The organism is Kineothrix sp. IPX-CK, from assembly GCF_039134705.1.
Lineage (GTDB): Bacteria > Bacillota > Clostridia > Lachnospirales > Lachnospiraceae > Kineothrix > Kineothrix sedimenti.
In genome coordinates this window covers 2,885,842-2,903,606 of sequence record NZ_CP146256.1, presented here as the reverse complement: position 1 = coordinate 2,903,606, position 17,765 = coordinate 2,885,842, and the positions used below count along the sequence as shown (strand labels likewise).

Below are 17,765 nucleotides of genomic sequence, written 5' to 3'. Positions count from 1 at the left end.
AAAGTATAGCTTTTTAGTATCATTACGTTAGGGGGCACAAGATGAAAGAACGAAACTACTGGCAACAATTTTTTAATACCGGAAAAATTGAGGATTACTTAAGTTTTAAGAATGCACAGGAGGAAACGACGGCGTCCGGTTCGTCCGAAGGCTATGTACCGGACGGCAGTGCGACCATAGGAGATAATCCATATGCAGGAATTTGTGAAACTAACAGGAATGGTTTTGAAGACAGTGCCTATCGGGGAATACGATAGGCGCGTCGTTATTTTGACGAAAGAGAGGGGAAAGGTGTCAGCCTTCGCCAAAGGGGCGAGAAAGCCTAACAGCAGGCTTGTGGCTGCCGCCTCCCCCTTTTCCTTCGGAGAATTCAAAATGTATGAGGGTCGTTCTTCTTACAATATCGTGGAGGCGGATATATCCAATTATTTTGAAAAGCTCAGGGAAGATTTTGAAGCGGCATGCTATGGAATGTATTTTTTGGAAGTCATGGATTATTACACCAGAGAGAACAACGATGAGAAGGAAATGCTAAAGCTTTTGTACCAGTCACTCAGGGCCTTGCAGCTTTCCTCGCTGAATAAAAATCTGGTGCGCTGCATATTTGAAATAAAGGCGCTCGTTTTAAACGGGGAATATCCGGGAATACCGAATAAGAACAATTTCGTGGAATCCACCGTTTATACTATGAGCTACATAGAACACAGCCCGGTGGAGAAGCTATATACTTTTACTGTGACCGATGAGGTGCTTGGGGAACTTAGGGCGATTGCGGATATTTTTAAGAAAGAATACATGGATAGGGAATTCAAAAGCCTGACCATATTGAAGGACTTGACCGTATGAAATGCTTTGGCGTAATTTATATATTGAAAAACGAACTTAAGTCAGCTATAATATTGTGAATGTAAATGTAACGAGGAAAGAAAAGGACATGAAGAAAGATGTCCGGTGTCGGAGGACGAAGATAATGCGTAAAATAGGAGCGATAGCGGGAGTTCTTTTTGCGGGGCTCTCTTTATGGGGATGTGGGGAAAGCGATACAGACAGCAGGGCACAGGCGGCAGCCTCATCCAATACGGTGATGGAAGTCCTAAAAGACGGCAGCATAATGGAGACGATAACGGAGGATTTTTCCGCCGATTATTATAATGAAGATGATTTGCGAAGTATGATTCTTTCGGAGGTCGCGGAGTATAACCGGGATTCGGAGCGGGACATATCCGTAGATAAATTCGAAAATAAGAATGGAGTCATTACGGTAACGATGAAATATCCGTCTGCGGAGGCATATACGGACTACAATTCCAACCAATTTGACAGCAGGCAGCTATTTATCGGGACAGTGAAGGAAGCCTATGACGGGGGGCATTCGCTGGATGTAACCTTAACAAGCGCGGAGAATGAAGAGGAAAGCATAGGAAAACAAGAGCTTCTTGGCATGGGAGAAAATCACATATTGATTTCTGAGGTACCGTTTCGCGTGGAGACTTTCGGGAAAATCTTGTATTCCGGCGACAATGTAGTTTCCTTAGGCAGGAACGAGGCAGCTATGCAGACGGACGAAAATGGGGAAAGTTTGGGAAAGTATTATATAGTTTTTAAATAAAAAAGTACCGTAAAAACGGGCAGGAGGGTGTAATCATGGAAAAAACAATGGAGAAAATAGTAGCACTGGCGAAAGCGAGAGGATTTGTATATCCCGGCTCTGAGATTTACGGCGGGCTTGCCAATACATGGGATTATGGTAACCTTGGTGTGGAACTGAAGAACAACGTGAAACGCGCGTGGTGGCAGAAATTCATCATGGAGAACCAGTATAATGTGGGTGTGGACTGCGCAATACTTATGAATCCCCAGACTTGGGTGGCTTCGGGACATCTGGGAGGTTTCTCGGATCCTTTGATGGACTGCAAGGAATGTCACGAGCGGTTCCGGGCAGATAAAATTATCGAGGATTATGCGGCAGAATATAATGTTGCTTTGGATGGCTCCGTAGACGGTTGGTCTCAAGAGAAAATGAAGCAGTTTATCGAAGACAACAACATTCCCTGTCCTACCTGCGGCAAACATAATTTCACAGATATCCGCCAGTTCAATCTGATGTTCAAGACGTTTCAGGGAGTGACGGAGGATGCGAAGAACACAGTTTACTTAAGACCGGAAACCGCACAGGGCATCTTTGTGAACTTTAAGAACGTACAGAGAACATCCAGAAAGAAGATTCCCTTCGGTATCGGTCAGGTAGGGAAATCCTTCCGCAACGAAATTACACCGGGCAATTTCACTTTCCGCACAAGAGAATTCGAGCAGATGGAACTGGAATTTTTCTGTGAGCCGGATACGGATCTTGAGTGGTTCGCATACTGGAAGCAGTTCTGTATCGACTGGCTGAAGACACTCGGCATGAAGGACGAAGAGATGCGCGTCAGAGATCACGATAAGGAAGAGCTTTCCTTCTACTCCAAGGCTACCACGGATATCGAGTTTTTATTCCCCTTCGGTTGGGGCGAGTTGTGGGGAATTGCAGATAGGACCGATTATGATCTTACCCAGCACCAGAACACCTCGGGGCAGGATTTGACTTATTTTGATGATCAGAAGAACATAAGATACGTACCGTATGTTATTGAGCCGTCTCTCGGCGCGGACCGCGTAGTTTTGGCTTTTCTTTGTGCGGCCTACGATGAAGAGGAAATCGGAGAAGGCGATGTACGAACCGTACTTCATTTCCATCCGGCGCTGGCCCCGGTTAAGATCGGAGTGCTTCCACTGTCCAAGAAGTTAAACGAAGGTGCAGAGAAAATATTCATGGAGTTGTCAAAGAAATATAACTGTGAATTTGACGACAGAGGAAATATCGGAAAAAGATACCGCAGACAGGATGAGATAGGAACTCCGTTTTGTATTACTTATGATTTCGAATCCGAGACAGACAATTGCGTTACCGTACGCTTCCGTGATTCTATGGATCAGGAGCGTGTGGCCATTGCTGACCTCGACGCATATTTTGCGGATAAATTTACCTTTTAAGGACGAAAGAAAGGATTATGGAAATGAAACAGTATGGAGTAAACGAACTTAGAAAGATGTTTCTCGAATTTTTTGAAGGGAAAGAACATCTGGCGATGAAAAGTTTTTCCCTGGTGCCCCATAACGACAATAGTTTGTTGTTGATCAATTCCGGTATGGCGCCCTTAAAACCGTATTTTACGGGACAGGAGATTCCTCCGAGGAAAAGGGTGACGACCTGCCAGAAATGTATCCGTACCGGAGATATTGAAAATATAGGAAAAACTGCCCGCCACGGAACCTTTTTCGAGATGTTGGGCAATTTCTCCTTTGGCGACTACTTTAAGCATGAAGCTATTGCCTGGAGCTGGGAGTTTCTCACAGAGGTAGTAGGTTTGGAAGCGGATAGGCTATATCCTTCCGTATACATGGAGGACGATGAGGCATTCGATATATGGAACAAGGAAATCGGAATCCCGGCGGAGAACATTTACCGCTTTGGCAAGGAAGATAATTTCTGGGAGCACGGTTCCGGTCCCTGTGGTCCCTGCTCTGAAATTTATTATGACCGCGGAGAAAAATACGGCTGCGGAAAGCCTGACTGTAAGGTGGGCTGTGAGTGCGACCGCTATATCGAGGTGTGGAACAACGTGTTTACCCAGTTCGAAAGCGACGGTAAAGGCAATTATACGGAGCTTGAACAGAAAAATATCGATACGGGAATGGGACTGGAAAGACTGGCAACAGTTGTGCAGGATGTGGACTCTATTTTCGATATAGATACCATTCAGGCACTTAGCAGCAAGGTATGCGAGATTTCGGGCAAGGAATATAAGAAGAAATACGATTGGGACGTATCTATCCGTATCGTTACCGACCATATCCGTTCCGCGTCGTTTATGATTTCTGACGGAATTATGCCCACCAACGAAGGACGGGGCTATGTGCTGCGGCGTATTATCCGCCGTGCGGCAAGACATGGACGGCTTTTGGGAATTGAAGGACAGTTTCTTGCTGATTTAAGCAAGACGGTAATCGAGGGAAGCAAGGACGGCTATCCTGAATTGGAAGAGAAGAAAGATTTTATTTTCAATGTGCTCACACAGGAGGAAGCGAAATTTAACAAGACCATCGATCAGGGCCTTGTCATACTCGGAGAGATGCAGGCTTCCATGGAAAAGGACGGTGTGAAGGAGCTTGCCGGGGAAGATGCGTTCAAGTTATATGACACTTACGGTTTTCCTCTCGATCTGACGAAGGAAATCTTAGAAGAAAAAGGTTTTACCGTGGATGAAAAAAGCTTTGCGGAGGCGATGCAGGAACAGAAGGTAAAGGCTCGTGCGGCGCGCAAGGTTACTAACTATATGGGAGCCGACGTTACGGTATACGAGTCCATAGATCCTGCAGTTACGACTCAGTTCGTAGGCTACGACGGACTGGTGCACGATTCCAGGATTACCGTGCTTACCACGGAGGCAGAGCTGGCAGAGGCCCTGACGGACGGTGAGATGGGAACTATATTCGTGGAAGAGACGCCCTTCTATGCGACCATGGGCGGCCAGAGTGCAGATATCGGCATGATCTATGCCGGAGACTCCGAATTCGAAGTAGTGGATACGGTGAAGCTGTTTGGCGGTAAGGTAGGACATATCGGCAAAGTAAAAAAAGGCATGTTCAAAATAGGGGATAAAGTGACTTTATCTGTGGATGAGCAAAGAAGAGCGGATACATGCAAAAACCACAGCGCCACCCATCTGCTCCAGAAGGCTTTGCGAACGGTGTTAGGCACTCATGTAGAACAGGCTGGTTCTTTTGTGGACGGGGACAGACTCCGTTTCGATTTCAGCCATTTTTCCGCCATGACTGAGGAAGAAATCGCCAAGGTAGAGCAGCTTGTAAATGAGAAAATCGAACAGTCACTGCCCGTACTTACGAGCATCATGACGATAGAGGAAGCGAAGAAGAGCGGAGCGATGGCTTTGTTCGGCGAAAAATACGGAGAAACGGTGCGCGTTGTTAAAATGGGTGATTTCTCCACTGAATTATGCGGTGGTACTCATGTAGCTAACACAGGAGCGATATCTGCATTTAAAATCATATCCGAAAGCGGCGTTGCAGCGGGTGTAAGAAGAATCGAAGCGCTGACGGGAGCCGGTGTGTTCCATTATTATGCGGAGTTAGAAAAGACTTTGGAGGAGGCAGCAAAAGCAGTAAAGGCAACACCTGCTTCCCTTGTGGAAAAGCTGGAGCATCTGATGGCAGATATAAAAGCGCTGCAAAGCGAAAATGAATCCTTGAAGAGCAAGGCTGCCAAGGAAGCCCTTGGCGATGTCATGGATCAGGTGAAAGAAATTAAGGGTGTGAAGCTTCTGTCTGCCAGGGTGTCCGGTGTGGATATGAACGGTCTGCGCGATCTTGGCGACCAGCTGAAGACGAAGCTTAAGGAAGGCGTTGTTGTTCTCTTATCCGATGAAGCGGGCAAGGTGAATCTGGTAGCTATGGCGACGGAAGGTGCGGTAGCGAAGGGAGCACATGCGGGCAATCTGATAAAAGGAATCGCAGCCTTAGTTGGCGGTGGTGGTGGTGGTCGTCCGAACATGGCTCAGGCAGGCGGCAAGAATCCGGGAGGCATCGATGCGGCGATTGCAGAGTCCGAAAAAGTGTTGGAAACGCAAATAATTTAAAAAAATAGGTTGACTGCTCAAAAATATGTGATATAATCATTATTGTGCATAAGGATATGTAAGCATATTTATGCGTAAATAGAATAAACCCAATCAGTCGTGTTGCTAGGAAGGGACTGAAGGGAGGTCGGGTGTAGGAATGTCAAACGTAATCGTAAAAGAAAACGAGACTTTGGATAGCGCTTTACGTCGCTTCAAAAGAAGTTGTGCAAAAGCTGGAATTCAGCAGGAAATTCGTAAGAGAGAGCATTACGAGAAGCCAAGCGTAAAACGTAAGAAGAAATCCGAAGCAGCAAGAAAACGTAAATATAATTAATTGTGTGAACGGCAAGTCCTTGGTTTTTTAATCAAGGACTTTGTTATATAATAAGAAAATGATCCTATTATATAACAATGGATGCGTACGAATGCAAAAGGAAGATGTCACTGTGTGACTGCATTCGGCGCTAAAAAAGCAGCCAAGTCCCTTATGAGTGAGGGATTAGGGAGTTGATGCGGACTTGTCCGCTTTTTTATACTATGATATATCTTATAGCGGGGAATTCGATATGTGGACAAGAGAAATACTGGGAACGGATATTTATCATTTTGTTTCGGCATTCGTAATCTACAGCATGCTGGGCTGGCTGGTAGAATCCATTTACATGTCTTTTTGCAACAGAAGGCTGACGAACAGAGGGTTCGCGAAGAGTCCTTTTTGTCCGATTTACGGCTTTGGAGCGGTGATAGGATATACCATACTCCATCCTTTAAACGGCCATTTCTTCGGATTGTATCTGGCGGGAGCTGTTATGGCTACTATTTTTGAATTTTTAGTAGGAAAGCTCATGCTTAAGCTGTTCGGAGAAGTTTGGTGGGATTATAACGATAAGCCATGTAATTACAAAGGCATCATATGCTTGGAAAGTACGGCCGCATGGGGGTTGTATGCGGTATTCATCATAACTTTTTTGCATTCGAGAGTGATAGGTTTTATCGACAGCCTGAGCTTTTCCATGGGAAGCCGGGTATGCGGACTGATACTCGCTGTCGTTACTGTGGATTATATTATTCAGCTGACCCGCGCGTTTCGTATTGATATACGCGGACAGAAGGACAGATGGATGGATAAATATCAGAACTTTAAAACAAGATGGTATTAAAAAGCGGTTCTAAACAGAATCGCTTTTTTATATTTATAGTAGTAGAACACCTGACAGGAGTGTGTATTGTGAAGAAATTGGTGAAAGCTGCTATTTGCTACGGGTTCAGTATCTGCTTGTTTTTCTCCTCCATACTTTACGCGAGGGCGGTGCCGGAGGTATCCGCGCCTTCTTACATATTGATAGAAGCTTCTACAGGGCAGATCATCTGCGAACAAGAGGCAGATGCGGAAAAGAGTCCTGCCAGCATAACGAAGATTATGACGCTGTTGATTATTTTCGATCATCTGGGGTCGGGAAGAATACATTTGGATGATCAGATCATGACCAGCGCATATGCCAAATCCATGGGCGGTTCCCAAGTGTTCCTGGAGGAAGGAGAGGTACAGACCTTAGAGACCCTGATAAAGTGTATCGCTGTGGCATCGGGAAACGATGCCTGTGTGGCGGTGGCGGAGTACATTGCAGGAAGCGAGTCCGAATTTGTGAAGCTGATGAACCAGAGGGCGGAAGAACTGCGTATGGATCATACGCATTTTGAGGACAGCTGCGGACTTTCGGATTCGGATACTCATTATACTTCGGCCAGAGACGTGGCGATTATGTCGAGGGAACTGATAACCAAGTATCCCGAGGTACTGGATTATACGCAGATTTGGATGGAGGATATTTCTCATGTAACGAGACAGGGAACCTCGACTTTTACTCTGTCCAGCACTAACAAGCTTTTAAAGCAGTACGAATGGGCTACGGGACTGAAAACAGGTTCCACAAACAAGGCGAAATACTGTCTTTCCGCGACTGCCAATAAGGACGGGATCGAACTGATAGCGGTAGTCATGGCGGCTCCGGACAATAAGGTAAGATTTCAGGATGCGATGTCGCTGCTCAACTATGGCTATAGTGTGAGCAACATTTATGTGGATGAGAATAAAGATGCCCTGCCTGCACAGGTTATCAAGGGCGGTGTGGATGATACTGTCAACTTAAGCTATGCCGGAGAGTTCAGATATTTGGATACCAAGGGAAATAACCTGACGGAAATAGAAAAAACTATCAGCCTTCCGGCCCAGATAGAAGCTCCGATAGAGGAGGGGCAGGCAATCGGTGAGGCGGTATACCAGTTGGGCGGACAGAGAATAGGAAGCATATCCATCGTTGCAGCCAAGGCAGTGGATAAAGCCGGATATAAAGACTATGTGATAAAGACGATTCGGTATTTCCTTTTATAATTTGAGAAAATGTGGTACACTAAAGAATAGCTGGTATGAAAATGCCGGCAAAAAGGTCTGGTGGATGGAGGAATAAGATGCCGGAGATGGGATCAACTGTTATACGGGTGCTTGAAATAGCGCTTCTCGTGGCGTTTGTCATATCGATTATTTATGACAGCACTCGTTTTGTGAAGAGAGAATATGTGATACGTTCAGAGAAAATCTTAAAAAACACCAGGATTGTCTTACTGTCGGATCTGCATAATAAATGCTTCGGACATAAGAATGAAGATTTGATAAAGGCGGTGGAGGAGGCTTCGCCAGATTTTATTCTGATTGCCGGAGATATGGTGACGGCCGCTGAAAAGAAGACGAAATACGAGGAGCCGATAGAGCTTTTGAGATATCTGGCATCGAAACACCCTGTTTTTTATGCGAACGGGAATCATGAGTACCGTATTAAGACATATAAAGAGGCTTACGGGGATTTGTATGAGGAATACAAGGAAAAGCTGATCAGGTGCGGCGTCCGCCTTTTGGAAAATGACAAAGTCTATCTTTCTGATACCAACATCGAAATTTTCGGGTTGGAGATAGGGAAAAAATACTATAAGCGGTTTCAGCAAAGCACCATGGAGGAAGGTTATATTGACAATCTTTTGGGAAAAAAGGAAGATAGGGCTTTTAGGCTTCTGATTGCCCACAACCCGGATTATTTTAAAGAATATGTAAAATGGGGAGCGGACCTTACTGTGGCAGGACATTTGCACGGCGGAGTGATGAGACTTCCATGGCTCGGAGGAGTGATTTCTCCGATGGTCCGTTTTTTCCCTAAGTATGACGGCGGTATGTTCGTGGAGGATGATTCCGTAATGGTGGTGAGCAGGGGACTTGGAATGCATACGATTCCCATTAGGATATTTAATCCGGGAGAGCTTATTATCATCGATTTGTGCCGAAGATAGGAGTGGGATGGTTACTGCGAACGGAGTGAACAGTAACGCGGCATGCCGGGCGGGCATGCGGTATAAAATGATTACTTGAGTTTCCGTAAAATGTAATTTTTAAAAAATATAACTTCTCCTAAAGTACCAATCTGTCTTTTTTTTGAAAAATAAAAGGACAATACTTCGAATAGAGTCACCGAAACAAGCCCCGTGGGAACCGGACTTTGGGAGAAATATTATGTTATCTATTTATGCGATCAGCTTAAAGCAAAGTTGACGGTATGCAGGACGTTTTGTTCTGAACCAAAGCCTGACACCTTCTTTTGCATACGACAGTATACCAGAGATACCTTTCGCTAATCGGTAATAGCAGAATTGAACTTTTTCCTTTATAGGAGCTGCTGTCTGTATGATTGAAACTTTTAGGGCATTTGTTTCTGCTTTCATTGAAACCAGCGCAAGAAATGCCATACACATGGTAATGTAAAAATTTAGAGCATTGATTGCTTTCAGTTTCCGAACTCGGAAGTTTTCGAACTGGAAGACCTGTTTCTTGCAGCGGAAATATTCCTCGATGCGCCAGCGGGAGAAATAAAGTCTTGCAATCCGGATTACATCATCTCTGGATTTTAATTCTTTGTTCGTTGCGAGCATCATCGGATACTCTGTGATGCCATAGACAAGAACCAGAAAAATGTCTTTTCTGGATGCGGTGATCTGAACCTTCACATGGGATAGATAAGCCTCCCGTTTTTTACCTTTATAGAATACAGGTGTCGTGATTTTACCTTTCCGACGATTTCGAAGTTCTGTGGCAGCTACCCATTTGTTATGGAAAAGGAGCTTTCTTTTAGCAGTAAGCCGAATCACATAGTCCTGTTTTAATTCATCAAGCTTAAGGAACATCTTATTATCATCATAGCCCCGGTCCATAACAAAAGTAGCTTTTCCAAACATTGCTTTTCCACGCTCCATGGCATCGAAGGTAACGCTATTGACAGAGGTGAAGGTCTTTTCTTTTGAAGAATGGATTTTGGAGTAAATGCTGACAGGATGATTGTCTTTTGTCATGACACAGGCCTCTGTTACATGGTAGCCTTTCTCGTAGACATTTTTTGTTTTAGTACTTTTGGAACCATCCCTTACCATACCAAGAGCCTCAAACTTATATCCGTCAGGCTTGATGACGTCACTGTCATCGATATGGATTACCGGATCATCGGGCACCCATTTACGAACAGTTTGAAGATAAGAAAGTAAGGCTTGTTTGGAAGTCCCTTTATTTAAATGTCTGGTAAGGCGCTCAACACTGTTGACCTTTTTAGAGTCTTCGTGAAGTTGATCTGCAATATCAGTCAGAAGACAACTACCAGAAGCTAACATGCCATAGGTCATGTCCGAAGTAAACTTTTTGTCCGGTTTGGAAAGCTTACGGGATATTTTGTTTGAAAAAGATAAAATTTCACGTTTCAAAGTGTAGGTTTTTGTAGTAGAATTAAGCATGAGGAATCCCTTTCTTTATTGTTTAGTGTAGATTTTGTTTCGCAACTTAATTCTACTACAAAAGGACTGGTGATTCCTTATATTTTGGGCATTTTCTGAAAGTTGTTCATTGCATTACTAGTGAAACAAGGGGTTTGTGGATAAAACTACGAAAACTCAAGAAATGATTATGCTTGAAATTATTGGAATTTTTATGTAGAATTATAAATACGGTTTTTGAACGGACAAGATTTGTTACTGTTTACACAGTAACCATGATTTATAAGGTTGGGGTGGAATATGGCAATTCCGGTTAAGCTGCAAGTATTTGAAGGTCCTCTGGACCTGCTTTTGCATTTAATTGATAAGAATAAGGTGGACATATACGATATACCCATTGTGGAGATAACAGCCCAGTATTTGGATTATATCAAGAATATGGAAACCGAGGATATGAACATAATGAGCGAATTCCTCGTTATGGCTGCGACTTTGATAGACATTAAGTGCAGGATGCTCCTGCCTAAGGAAATCAACGAGGAAGGCGAGGAGGAGGACCCCCGTGAGGAGCTGGTCCAGAAGCTGTTAGAATATAAGATGTATAAATATATGTCCTTCGAATTGAAGGACAGACAGATGGACGCCCAGCGTGCGCTTTACAGACAGCAGCATCTGCCCAGGGAAGTGGCGGACTACAGACAGCCGGTGGACTATGAGTCGCTCCTTGCAGATGTCAATTTGAATAAGCTGCACGAGATTTTTCGGTTTATGATAAAGCGGCAGGAGGATAAGATTGATCCTGTCAGAAGTACCTTCGGGAAAATCGAAAAAGATGAGATCGATATGGATATTAAAACCGGATATGTGATCGAATACGTGAAAAACCATAAGCGCTTCGGATTCAGACAGCTTTTGGAGAAGCAAGGGAGCAAGATGGAAATCATAGTGACCTTTCTGGTCATACTGGAAATGATGAAACTGGGACAGATTGACATTGAGCAGCAGGATATATGCGACGATATCGTTATTACGTCCAAGCTGTTGGCAGAGGCCATGTAATACATAAAAATGAAGGCAGCGTTATACGATATAAGGGAAATTGTGAAAGACAGGGATGAACATTGGAGAGACAAAGTGCGCAAGCGATTATAGAAGCCATTCTTTTTACGATGGGAGATTCGGTGGAGATAGTGAGGCTCGCCGAGACCATAGAAGAGGATGTTAAGACAACGAAAGAGATTCTGACAGGAATGCAGGAGGGATATGAGAAGGATAACAGAGGGATTATGCTCCTAGAGCTGGAGGATTCCATTCAGCTTTGCACGAAGCCCGATATGTATGAATACCTCATTAAGATAGCCAAGACACCGAGGAAGTTCGTTCTTACGGACACCCTCCTTGAAACCTTGTCGATCATCGCTTATAAACAGCCGGTGACCAAACTGGAAATAGAGAAAATCAGGGGAGTGAGCTGTGACCATGCGGTGAACCGTCTCGTGGAGTTCAATCTGGTGACGGAGGTTGGAAGGCTGGATGCGCCGGGAAGGCCTCTTTTATTCGGCACCACGGAGGAATTCCTAAGAAGCTTCGGGGTGAAGTCATTGGGAGAACTTCCGGAGTTGAACTCAGTGCAAATGGAAGAGTTCAAACAGCAGGCGGAAGCGGAGGTGCAGCTTCAGCTGGATATTTAAGTGCGTTTCTATTTTCCGCTTGGATGGCATATATTTAAACGATGAAGGTTTATCGGGAAATCATATGAAGAAAGTGGAGAGGAAATATAGACGGATAGTATATCTTGTGATAGCGGTGCTTTATCTAAGTTCCGCGGTATTCGCGGGTGGAAGCCATGCCCTCGCAAAGGAAGGGAACGAAGAAGAAAATAGTACAAACATAAAGTTATACGCCCGTTCGGCAGTCCTTATGGATGCGGATTCCGGGCGTGTTTTATTTGGCAAGAACGAAGATGAAGCAATGCCGATGGCAAGCACCACCAAAATCATGACCTGTATTATTGCTCTTGAAAACGGCAATCCTGAAGATATCGTTACAGTATCCGACTATGCGGCGGCTCAGCCGAAGGTTCATCTCGGGATGCGGGCCGAGCAGCATTTCAGGCTGGAAGATTTATTGTATTCCCTGATGCTGGAATCCCATAACGATTCGGCAGTAGCCATAGCAGAGCACATCGGAGGCAGTGTGGAGGGATTTGCCAAGCTCATGAATAAAAAAGCGAGGGACATAGGCTGTGAGACAACTTTTTTTATTACGCCGAACGGGCTGGATGCTACGTCGACGAATGAGGCAGGGGAGGTGAAGGTCCATTCCACTTCGGCCGCAGACTTGGCTCGTATTATGAAATACTGCATCGGAGAGTCGAAAAAGACCGAGGAATTTCTGCGGATAACGAGGACCCAGAGCCATTCCTTTTCCGATGTGGAAGGGAAGAGGAGCTATTCCTGTGCAAATCATAACGCCTTTCTTTCCATGATGGACGGTGCTCTTTCGGGAAAGACCGGATTTACCAACAATGCGGGCTACTGTTATGTAGGAGCGCTGAAAAAAGACGGAAAGACCTTTATCGTAGCTCTTTTAGCTTGTGGCTGGCCTAATAACAAGAGCTACAAATGGAGCGATACGAAAAAACTCATGTCTTATGGATTGGAAAACTATGAATATCGCAACGTATATGAGCCGGTTACTTTTGAGCCTCTTTGGGTGGAAGGCGGAGTTCCTGAAAACGGAAAGCCCTATGGAAAGGCATACACAGAGGTGGAAATAAAGGGGGATGATTCAAAGGAGCTGAACCTCCTACTCCGGGCGGACGAAGAAGTAGAAGTAAAACAGACGTTGCCAAAGGAGCTTGAGGCACCTGTTACAGAAGGAATAAAGGTAGGAGCGGTAAGCTATTATCTTGGAGAAGAGCTTATAAGGGAATACCCCATCGTGGTAAAATCTGAAGTTATGGATATGGATTTTCCGTGGATACTGCGATATGTATTGACTTTATATGCAATATAAAATTACTGTAAATTTTCAAAATTATTCTAGGATAAATTTCCTTTTTGTGTTATACTACTACAGTATGATTATAGGGAGGGACTTCCCTGCTAAATTGTTTTTTTTTATTTAATATAAAATGGAGGACTGAAAAGATGAGTACTACTTCACAAGCGAGTCAAAGAATCAAAGCTTTACTCGATGAAAACAGTTTCGTTGAAATCGGAGCACTTGTAACAGCAAGAGCAACAGATTTCAATCTGAAACAGACAGAAACTCCTTCTGACGGTGTTATTACCGGTTACGGAGTAATTGACAGCAATCTTGTGTATGTTTACAGTCAGGATGTTTCCGTGTTAAACGGAACGGTTGGCGAGATGCATGCGAAGAAAATTGCTAACCTCTATGATCTGGCAATGAAGACAGGTGCGCCTGTTATCGGTTTGATTAATTCTGCCGGACTTAGATTGCAGGAGGCCACGGATGCTTTAAACGGTTTTGGTGAGATTTACATGAAGCAGGTGGATGCATCTGGAGTAATCCCTCAGATCACCGCTATTTTTGGCACTTGCGGCGGTGGACTCGCACTGGTTCCTACGTTGACCGATTTCACCTTTATGGAGGAGAAGAGCGCAAAATTATTCGTGAATGCTCCTAATGCAATCGACGGCAATGAAATTTCTAAATGTGACACTTCTTCCGCAGCATTCCAGAGCAAAGAAGTCGGTATCGTGGATGTGGTTTCCGACGAAGCGAGCGTTCTTGCACAAATCAGAGAACTTGTTTCTATCCTTCCTGCGAATAATGAAGACAACATGTCTTTCGACGAGTGTATGGACGACTTGAACAGAACATGTGAAGAGCTTGTAAACTGTGCGGGCGATACTTCTATCGCTCTTTCCCAGATTTCAGATAATGGTATTTTCTTCGAAACGAAGAGAAATTATGCAAAGGATATGGTGACCGGCTTCATTAAATTGAACGGAGCTACCGTAGGTGCTGTTGCCAACCGCACAGAGGTTTTTGATGCGGAAGGAAAGGCAGTGGAGAACTTCGATGCGGTATTATCTGCAAAGGGCTGTGAAAAAGCGGCAGATTTCGTTAATTTCTGCGATGCTTTCGATATTCCGGTGATGACCCTTACGAATGTAAAGGGCTTTGCTTCCAGTGAATGTGAAGAGAAAAAGATTGCAAAAGCAGCGGCGCGCCTTACATACGCGTTTGCAAATGCAACCGTACCTAAGGTAAACGTTATAACGAAGAAGGCTTTCGGAAGCGCATATGTTACGATGAATTCCAAGGCTCTCGGTGCAGATATCACGATAGCTTGGCCGGATGCTGAAATTGGAACGATGGATGCGAAACTGGCAGCTAAGATTATCTGTGATGGACAAGGCTCCGAGGCGATCGATGCTTGTGCGCAGGAATATGCGAAGCTTCAGACCAGCGCAGCAGGCGCAGCTGCCAGAGGATATGTGGATCAGATCGTTGAACCTTCCGAGACGAGAAAATATATAATCGGCGCTTTCGAAATGTTATATACAAAACATGAAGATCGTCCGGCTAAAAAACATGGTACAGTTTAGAAAGGATGATACTTAATATGAAAAAATGGTTATTAGTATTAGGTATGATTACCTGCATCTTTGGCGTGAGCTTATCGGCTGAGGCGGCGGAGACCACAGCAGCGGTTCCTGAAGTATCGGAAGAAGAGGTTCTGGCATATGGGGATCAGCTTGTGGAGTCCATTGCTACGGTCTGTGCTCAGAATATGCAGTCCCAGTATGCGTCGAACTCGGTAATTGCTGCGGCTCTCGACAGCTGGACGGTTGCGCTTGAGGATATGGGTAATTATGTAAAGATAGTGGAGCATACGGCAGACCTGACCGGTAACGGTGCTGTTGCGAACGTTAAGGTAGAAGGAACGAAGAGCGATGCGATGGTAAAAATCGTTATGGACGAAACGTATAACCTTGTAAGCATTACCACAACTCCAATCAGCCCCGTAGGCGAATGGGTCAAGACCGGTGCTATTATTGTATTGGCCGTTCTTGGAGTGGCATTCATAGTTCTTGTGATTGCTGGTTTTGCCAAATCCCGTTCCGGCTTCGTTCCGAAGATTAAAGCGGCGTTCTCAGACCAGCCGGAAGCGGACAGACAGCCGGATAATGCGATTGCTCAGATTGTAAGAAAAGAAGAATACTACGATGACCGCGAACTGGTGGCGGCTATAGCGGCAGCGATCGCTGCTTCATCGGGAGCTTCTTCTACAGATGGCTTCGTTGTCAGGTCAATCAGGAAAAGACGGGTATACTAAACAAAAATTTGATTTTTATTATAAGCTTATTGTATAAGTAGGAGGAAGATTGAAATGAAAAATTATACCATTACCGTTAATGGAAACGTATATGATGTAGTAGTAGAAGAAGGAAGAACCGCAGGCGCGTATGCAGCTCCCAGAGCAGCAGCACCCGTAGCGGCACCTGCTCCCGCGCCTGTAGCAGTGGCACCTGCTGCAGCACCTGCACCTGTGGCAGCACCGGCACCCGCAGCGGCACCTGCTCCCGCAGCAGCACCCTCCGGTACAGCTGGAAGCGTAAGGATCGAAGCTGGCGCAGCCGGTAAGGTTTGCGGCATCGAGGCGAAGGTTGGGCAAGCAGTTAAGGCCGGTGATCCGGTAGTTATTATTGAAGCTATGAAAATGGAAATTCCGGTTGTTGCACCTCAGGACGGCGTTGTTGCCAGCATCGATGCAACAGTAGGCTCACCTGTAGAGGCGGGAACCTTACTTGCAACCTTGAACTAATTGCAGGAATTCGAAGTAAGACAGCTAAAATAATAGGAGGAATAGAAAATGTCAGAACAGGTTAAAAAACCGATTGGAATTGTGGAAACCGTTCTTCGTGATGCGCATCAGTCCTTAATTGCGACGAGAATGCCTACCGAAATGATGCTTCCAATCATCGATACAATGGATAAAGTAGGCTATCACGCAGTGGAATGCTGGGGCGGCGCTACTTTTGATGCTTCTCTTCGTTTCCTGAAGGAAGATCCATGGGAAAGACTGAGAAAATTAAGAGACGGATTTAAGAATACGAAGCTGCAAATGCTGTTTCGTGGACAGAATATTTTGGGATACCGCCCTTATGCGGACGATGTAGTTGATTACTTCGTAGAAAAATCTATCGCAAACGGTATTGACATCATTAGAATTTTCGACTGCTTCAACGACCTTAGAAATCTGCAGGAGGCGGTCAGCGCTACCAGCAAAGTAAAGGCGAGAGAAGGCAGAGGACATGCGCAGGTTGCTCTTTCCTATACGTTAGGCGATGCTTATACGCTTGATTACTGGGTGGACATGGCGAAAAAGGTTGAGGAAATGGGCGCGGATTCCATTTGTATCAAGGATATGGCAGGCCTTTTGCTTCCTTATGAGGCTACGAAGATGATCTCTGCGATGAAGGGAGCTACCTCTCTTCCGATAGAGCTGCATACGCACTATACCTCTGGTGTAGCCAGCATGACATATATGAAAGCGGTAGAAGCGGGGGCAGACATTATCGACTGTGCAATCTCTCCGATGGCTATGGGTACATCACAGCCTGCAACGGAGGTTATGGTTGAGACCTTCAAGGGAACTCCTTATGATACGGGTTATGACCAGAACGTTCTTGCACAGATTGCAGATTACTTCAGACCTCACAGAGACGAGTGGCTGGCAAGCGGTCTTCTCAATCCGAAGGTTATGGGCGTTGATATCAAGACTTTATTATATCAGGTACCGGGCGGTATGTTATCCAACATGGTTAGCCAGTTGAAAGAGCAGAACGCAGAAGATAAGTACTACGATGTGCTTAGAGAGATTCCTGAGGTTCGTAAAGACCTCGGCGAGCCGCCTCTTGTTACTCCTTCATCTCAGATCGTTGGTACACAGGCTGTATTCAACGTACTTATGGGAGAACGCTACAAGATGGCTACGAAGGAGACGAAAGCTGTACTTCGCGGTGAATACGGCCAGACGGTAAAACCGATGAATCAGGCTGTAATCGATAAGGTTATTCCAGGTGAAGAAAGAATTACCTGCCGTCCTGCCGATTTAATCGAGAACGAGCTGGATAAATTGGAATCGGAAATGAAAGAATGGAAACAGCAGGATGAAGACGTATTATCCTATGCGCTTTTCCCTCAGGTTGCTGTTGACTTCTTCAAATACCGTCAAGCTCAGCAGGAAAAGGTCGATATGACTCAGGCTGACACGAAAAATGCAGCTTATCCTGTATAATATTT

The 17,765-nt window shown here is 45.0% G+C and carries 17 protein-coding genes; 16 read left to right on the top strand and 1 reads right to left on the bottom strand.

The features are described 5' to 3' along the window. The first annotated feature begins 41 nt into the window (after positions 1–41). From V6984_RS13950 to V6984_RS13910, 9 genes are all read left to right on the top strand, one after another. Positions 42–257, top strand: coding sequence for a hypothetical protein (locus tag V6984_RS13950; protein ID WP_342756224.1), 216 nt, complete (start codon positions 42–44; stop codon positions 255–257). Beyond that, the gene (gene recO / locus V6984_RS13945) at positions 193–846 is read left to right on the top strand and encodes a DNA repair protein RecO (RefSeq protein WP_342756223.1); all 654 of its coding nucleotides are present in this window, start codon (positions 193–195) and stop codon (positions 844–846) included. The genes V6984_RS13950 and recO overlap by 65 nt, the downstream gene beginning before the upstream one ends. Positions 847–970: 124 nt before the next feature. Next, positions 971–1,609: a hypothetical protein gene (locus V6984_RS13940; RefSeq protein WP_342756222.1), complete on the top strand. Its 639-nt coding sequence runs from the start codon at positions 971–973 to the stop codon at positions 1,607–1,609. Positions 1,610–1,644: 35 nt separating this feature from the next. Beyond that, complete coding sequence (locus V6984_RS13935; protein WP_342756221.1) at positions 1,645–3,033, top strand: glycine--tRNA ligase; 1,389 nt, start codon at positions 1,645–1,647, stop codon at positions 3,031–3,033. A 23-nt stretch (positions 3,034–3,056) separates the two neighbouring features. Continuing rightward, positions 3,057–5,696 carry an alanine--tRNA ligase gene (alaS, locus tag V6984_RS13930; protein WP_342760012.1) on the top strand — a complete coding sequence of 880 codons (2,640 nt, stop codon included), beginning with the start codon at positions 3,057–3,059 and terminating at the stop codon, positions 5,694–5,696. 139 nt (positions 5,697–5,835) lie between these two features. Then, positions 5,836–6,012: a 30S ribosomal protein S21 gene (gene rpsU, locus V6984_RS13925; protein ID WP_016290398.1), complete on the top strand. Its 177-nt coding sequence runs from the start codon at positions 5,836–5,838 to the stop codon at positions 6,010–6,012. A 232-nt stretch (positions 6,013–6,244) separates the two neighbouring features. Next, entirely contained in the window at positions 6,245–6,838 is a 594-nt protein-coding gene (locus V6984_RS13920) for a putative ABC transporter permease (protein WP_342756220.1), read from the top strand. A 68-nt stretch (positions 6,839–6,906) separates the two neighbouring features. Then, positions 6,907–8,070 carry a D-alanyl-D-alanine carboxypeptidase family protein gene (locus V6984_RS13915; RefSeq protein WP_342756219.1) on the top strand — a complete coding sequence of 388 codons (1,164 nt, stop codon included), beginning with the start codon at positions 6,907–6,909 and terminating at the stop codon, positions 8,068–8,070. Positions 8,071–8,147: 77 nt separating this feature from the next. Further along, positions 8,148–9,017 carry a metallophosphoesterase gene (locus V6984_RS13910; RefSeq protein WP_342756218.1) on the top strand — a complete coding sequence of 290 codons (870 nt, stop codon included), beginning with the start codon at positions 8,148–8,150 and terminating at the stop codon, positions 9,015–9,017. Positions 9,018–9,248: 231 nt separating this feature from the next. Here V6984_RS13910 and V6984_RS13905 read toward each other — a convergent pair whose 3' ends face one another. Next, the gene (locus V6984_RS13905; RefSeq protein ID WP_342756217.1) at positions 9,249–10,472 is read right to left on the bottom strand and encodes a transposase; all 1,224 of its coding nucleotides are present in this window, start codon (positions 10,470–10,472) and stop codon (positions 9,249–9,251) included. A 309-nt stretch (positions 10,473–10,781) separates the two neighbouring features. Here V6984_RS13905 and V6984_RS13900 point away from each other — a divergent pair, with 309 nt between their 5' ends. The 7 genes from V6984_RS13900 to V6984_RS13870 all read left to right on the top strand — a co-directional run bounded on the left by V6984_RS13900 (position 10,782) and on the right by V6984_RS13870 (position 17,760). Continuing rightward, the gene (locus V6984_RS13900) at positions 10,782–11,540 is read left to right on the top strand and encodes a segregation and condensation protein A (RefSeq protein ID WP_342756216.1); all 759 of its coding nucleotides are present in this window, start codon (positions 10,782–10,784) and stop codon (positions 11,538–11,540) included. A 62-nt stretch (positions 11,541–11,602) separates the two neighbouring features. Beyond that, on the top strand, positions 11,603–12,172 hold the full coding sequence (gene scpB / locus V6984_RS13895) for an SMC-Scp complex subunit ScpB (RefSeq protein WP_342756215.1): 570 nt from the start codon (positions 11,603–11,605) through the stop codon (positions 12,170–12,172). 64 nt (positions 12,173–12,236) lie between these two features. Beyond that, a complete protein-coding gene (locus V6984_RS13890) occupies positions 12,237–13,499 on the top strand; it encodes a D-alanyl-D-alanine carboxypeptidase family protein (RefSeq protein ID WP_342756214.1) in 1,263 nt (420 codons plus the stop codon). Positions 13,500–13,633: 134 nt separating this feature from the next. Next, on the top strand, positions 13,634–15,064 hold the full coding sequence (locus tag V6984_RS13885; RefSeq protein ID WP_342756213.1) for an acyl-CoA carboxylase subunit beta: 1,431 nt from the start codon (positions 13,634–13,636) through the stop codon (positions 15,062–15,064). Between the two features lie 17 nt (positions 15,065–15,081). Next, complete coding sequence (locus tag V6984_RS13880) at positions 15,082–15,795, top strand: OadG family transporter subunit (protein ID WP_342756212.1); 714 nt, start codon at positions 15,082–15,084, stop codon at positions 15,793–15,795. Positions 15,796–15,849: 54 nt separating this feature from the next. Continuing rightward, positions 15,850–16,284, top strand: coding sequence for an acetyl-CoA carboxylase biotin carboxyl carrier protein subunit (locus V6984_RS13875; protein ID WP_342756211.1), 435 nt, complete (start codon positions 15,850–15,852; stop codon positions 16,282–16,284). A 48-nt stretch (positions 16,285–16,332) separates the two neighbouring features. Next, positions 16,333–17,760, top strand: coding sequence for an oxaloacetate decarboxylase subunit alpha (locus tag V6984_RS13870; RefSeq protein WP_342756210.1), 1,428 nt, complete (start codon positions 16,333–16,335; stop codon positions 17,758–17,760). Positions 17,761–17,765 lie beyond the last annotated feature (5 nt).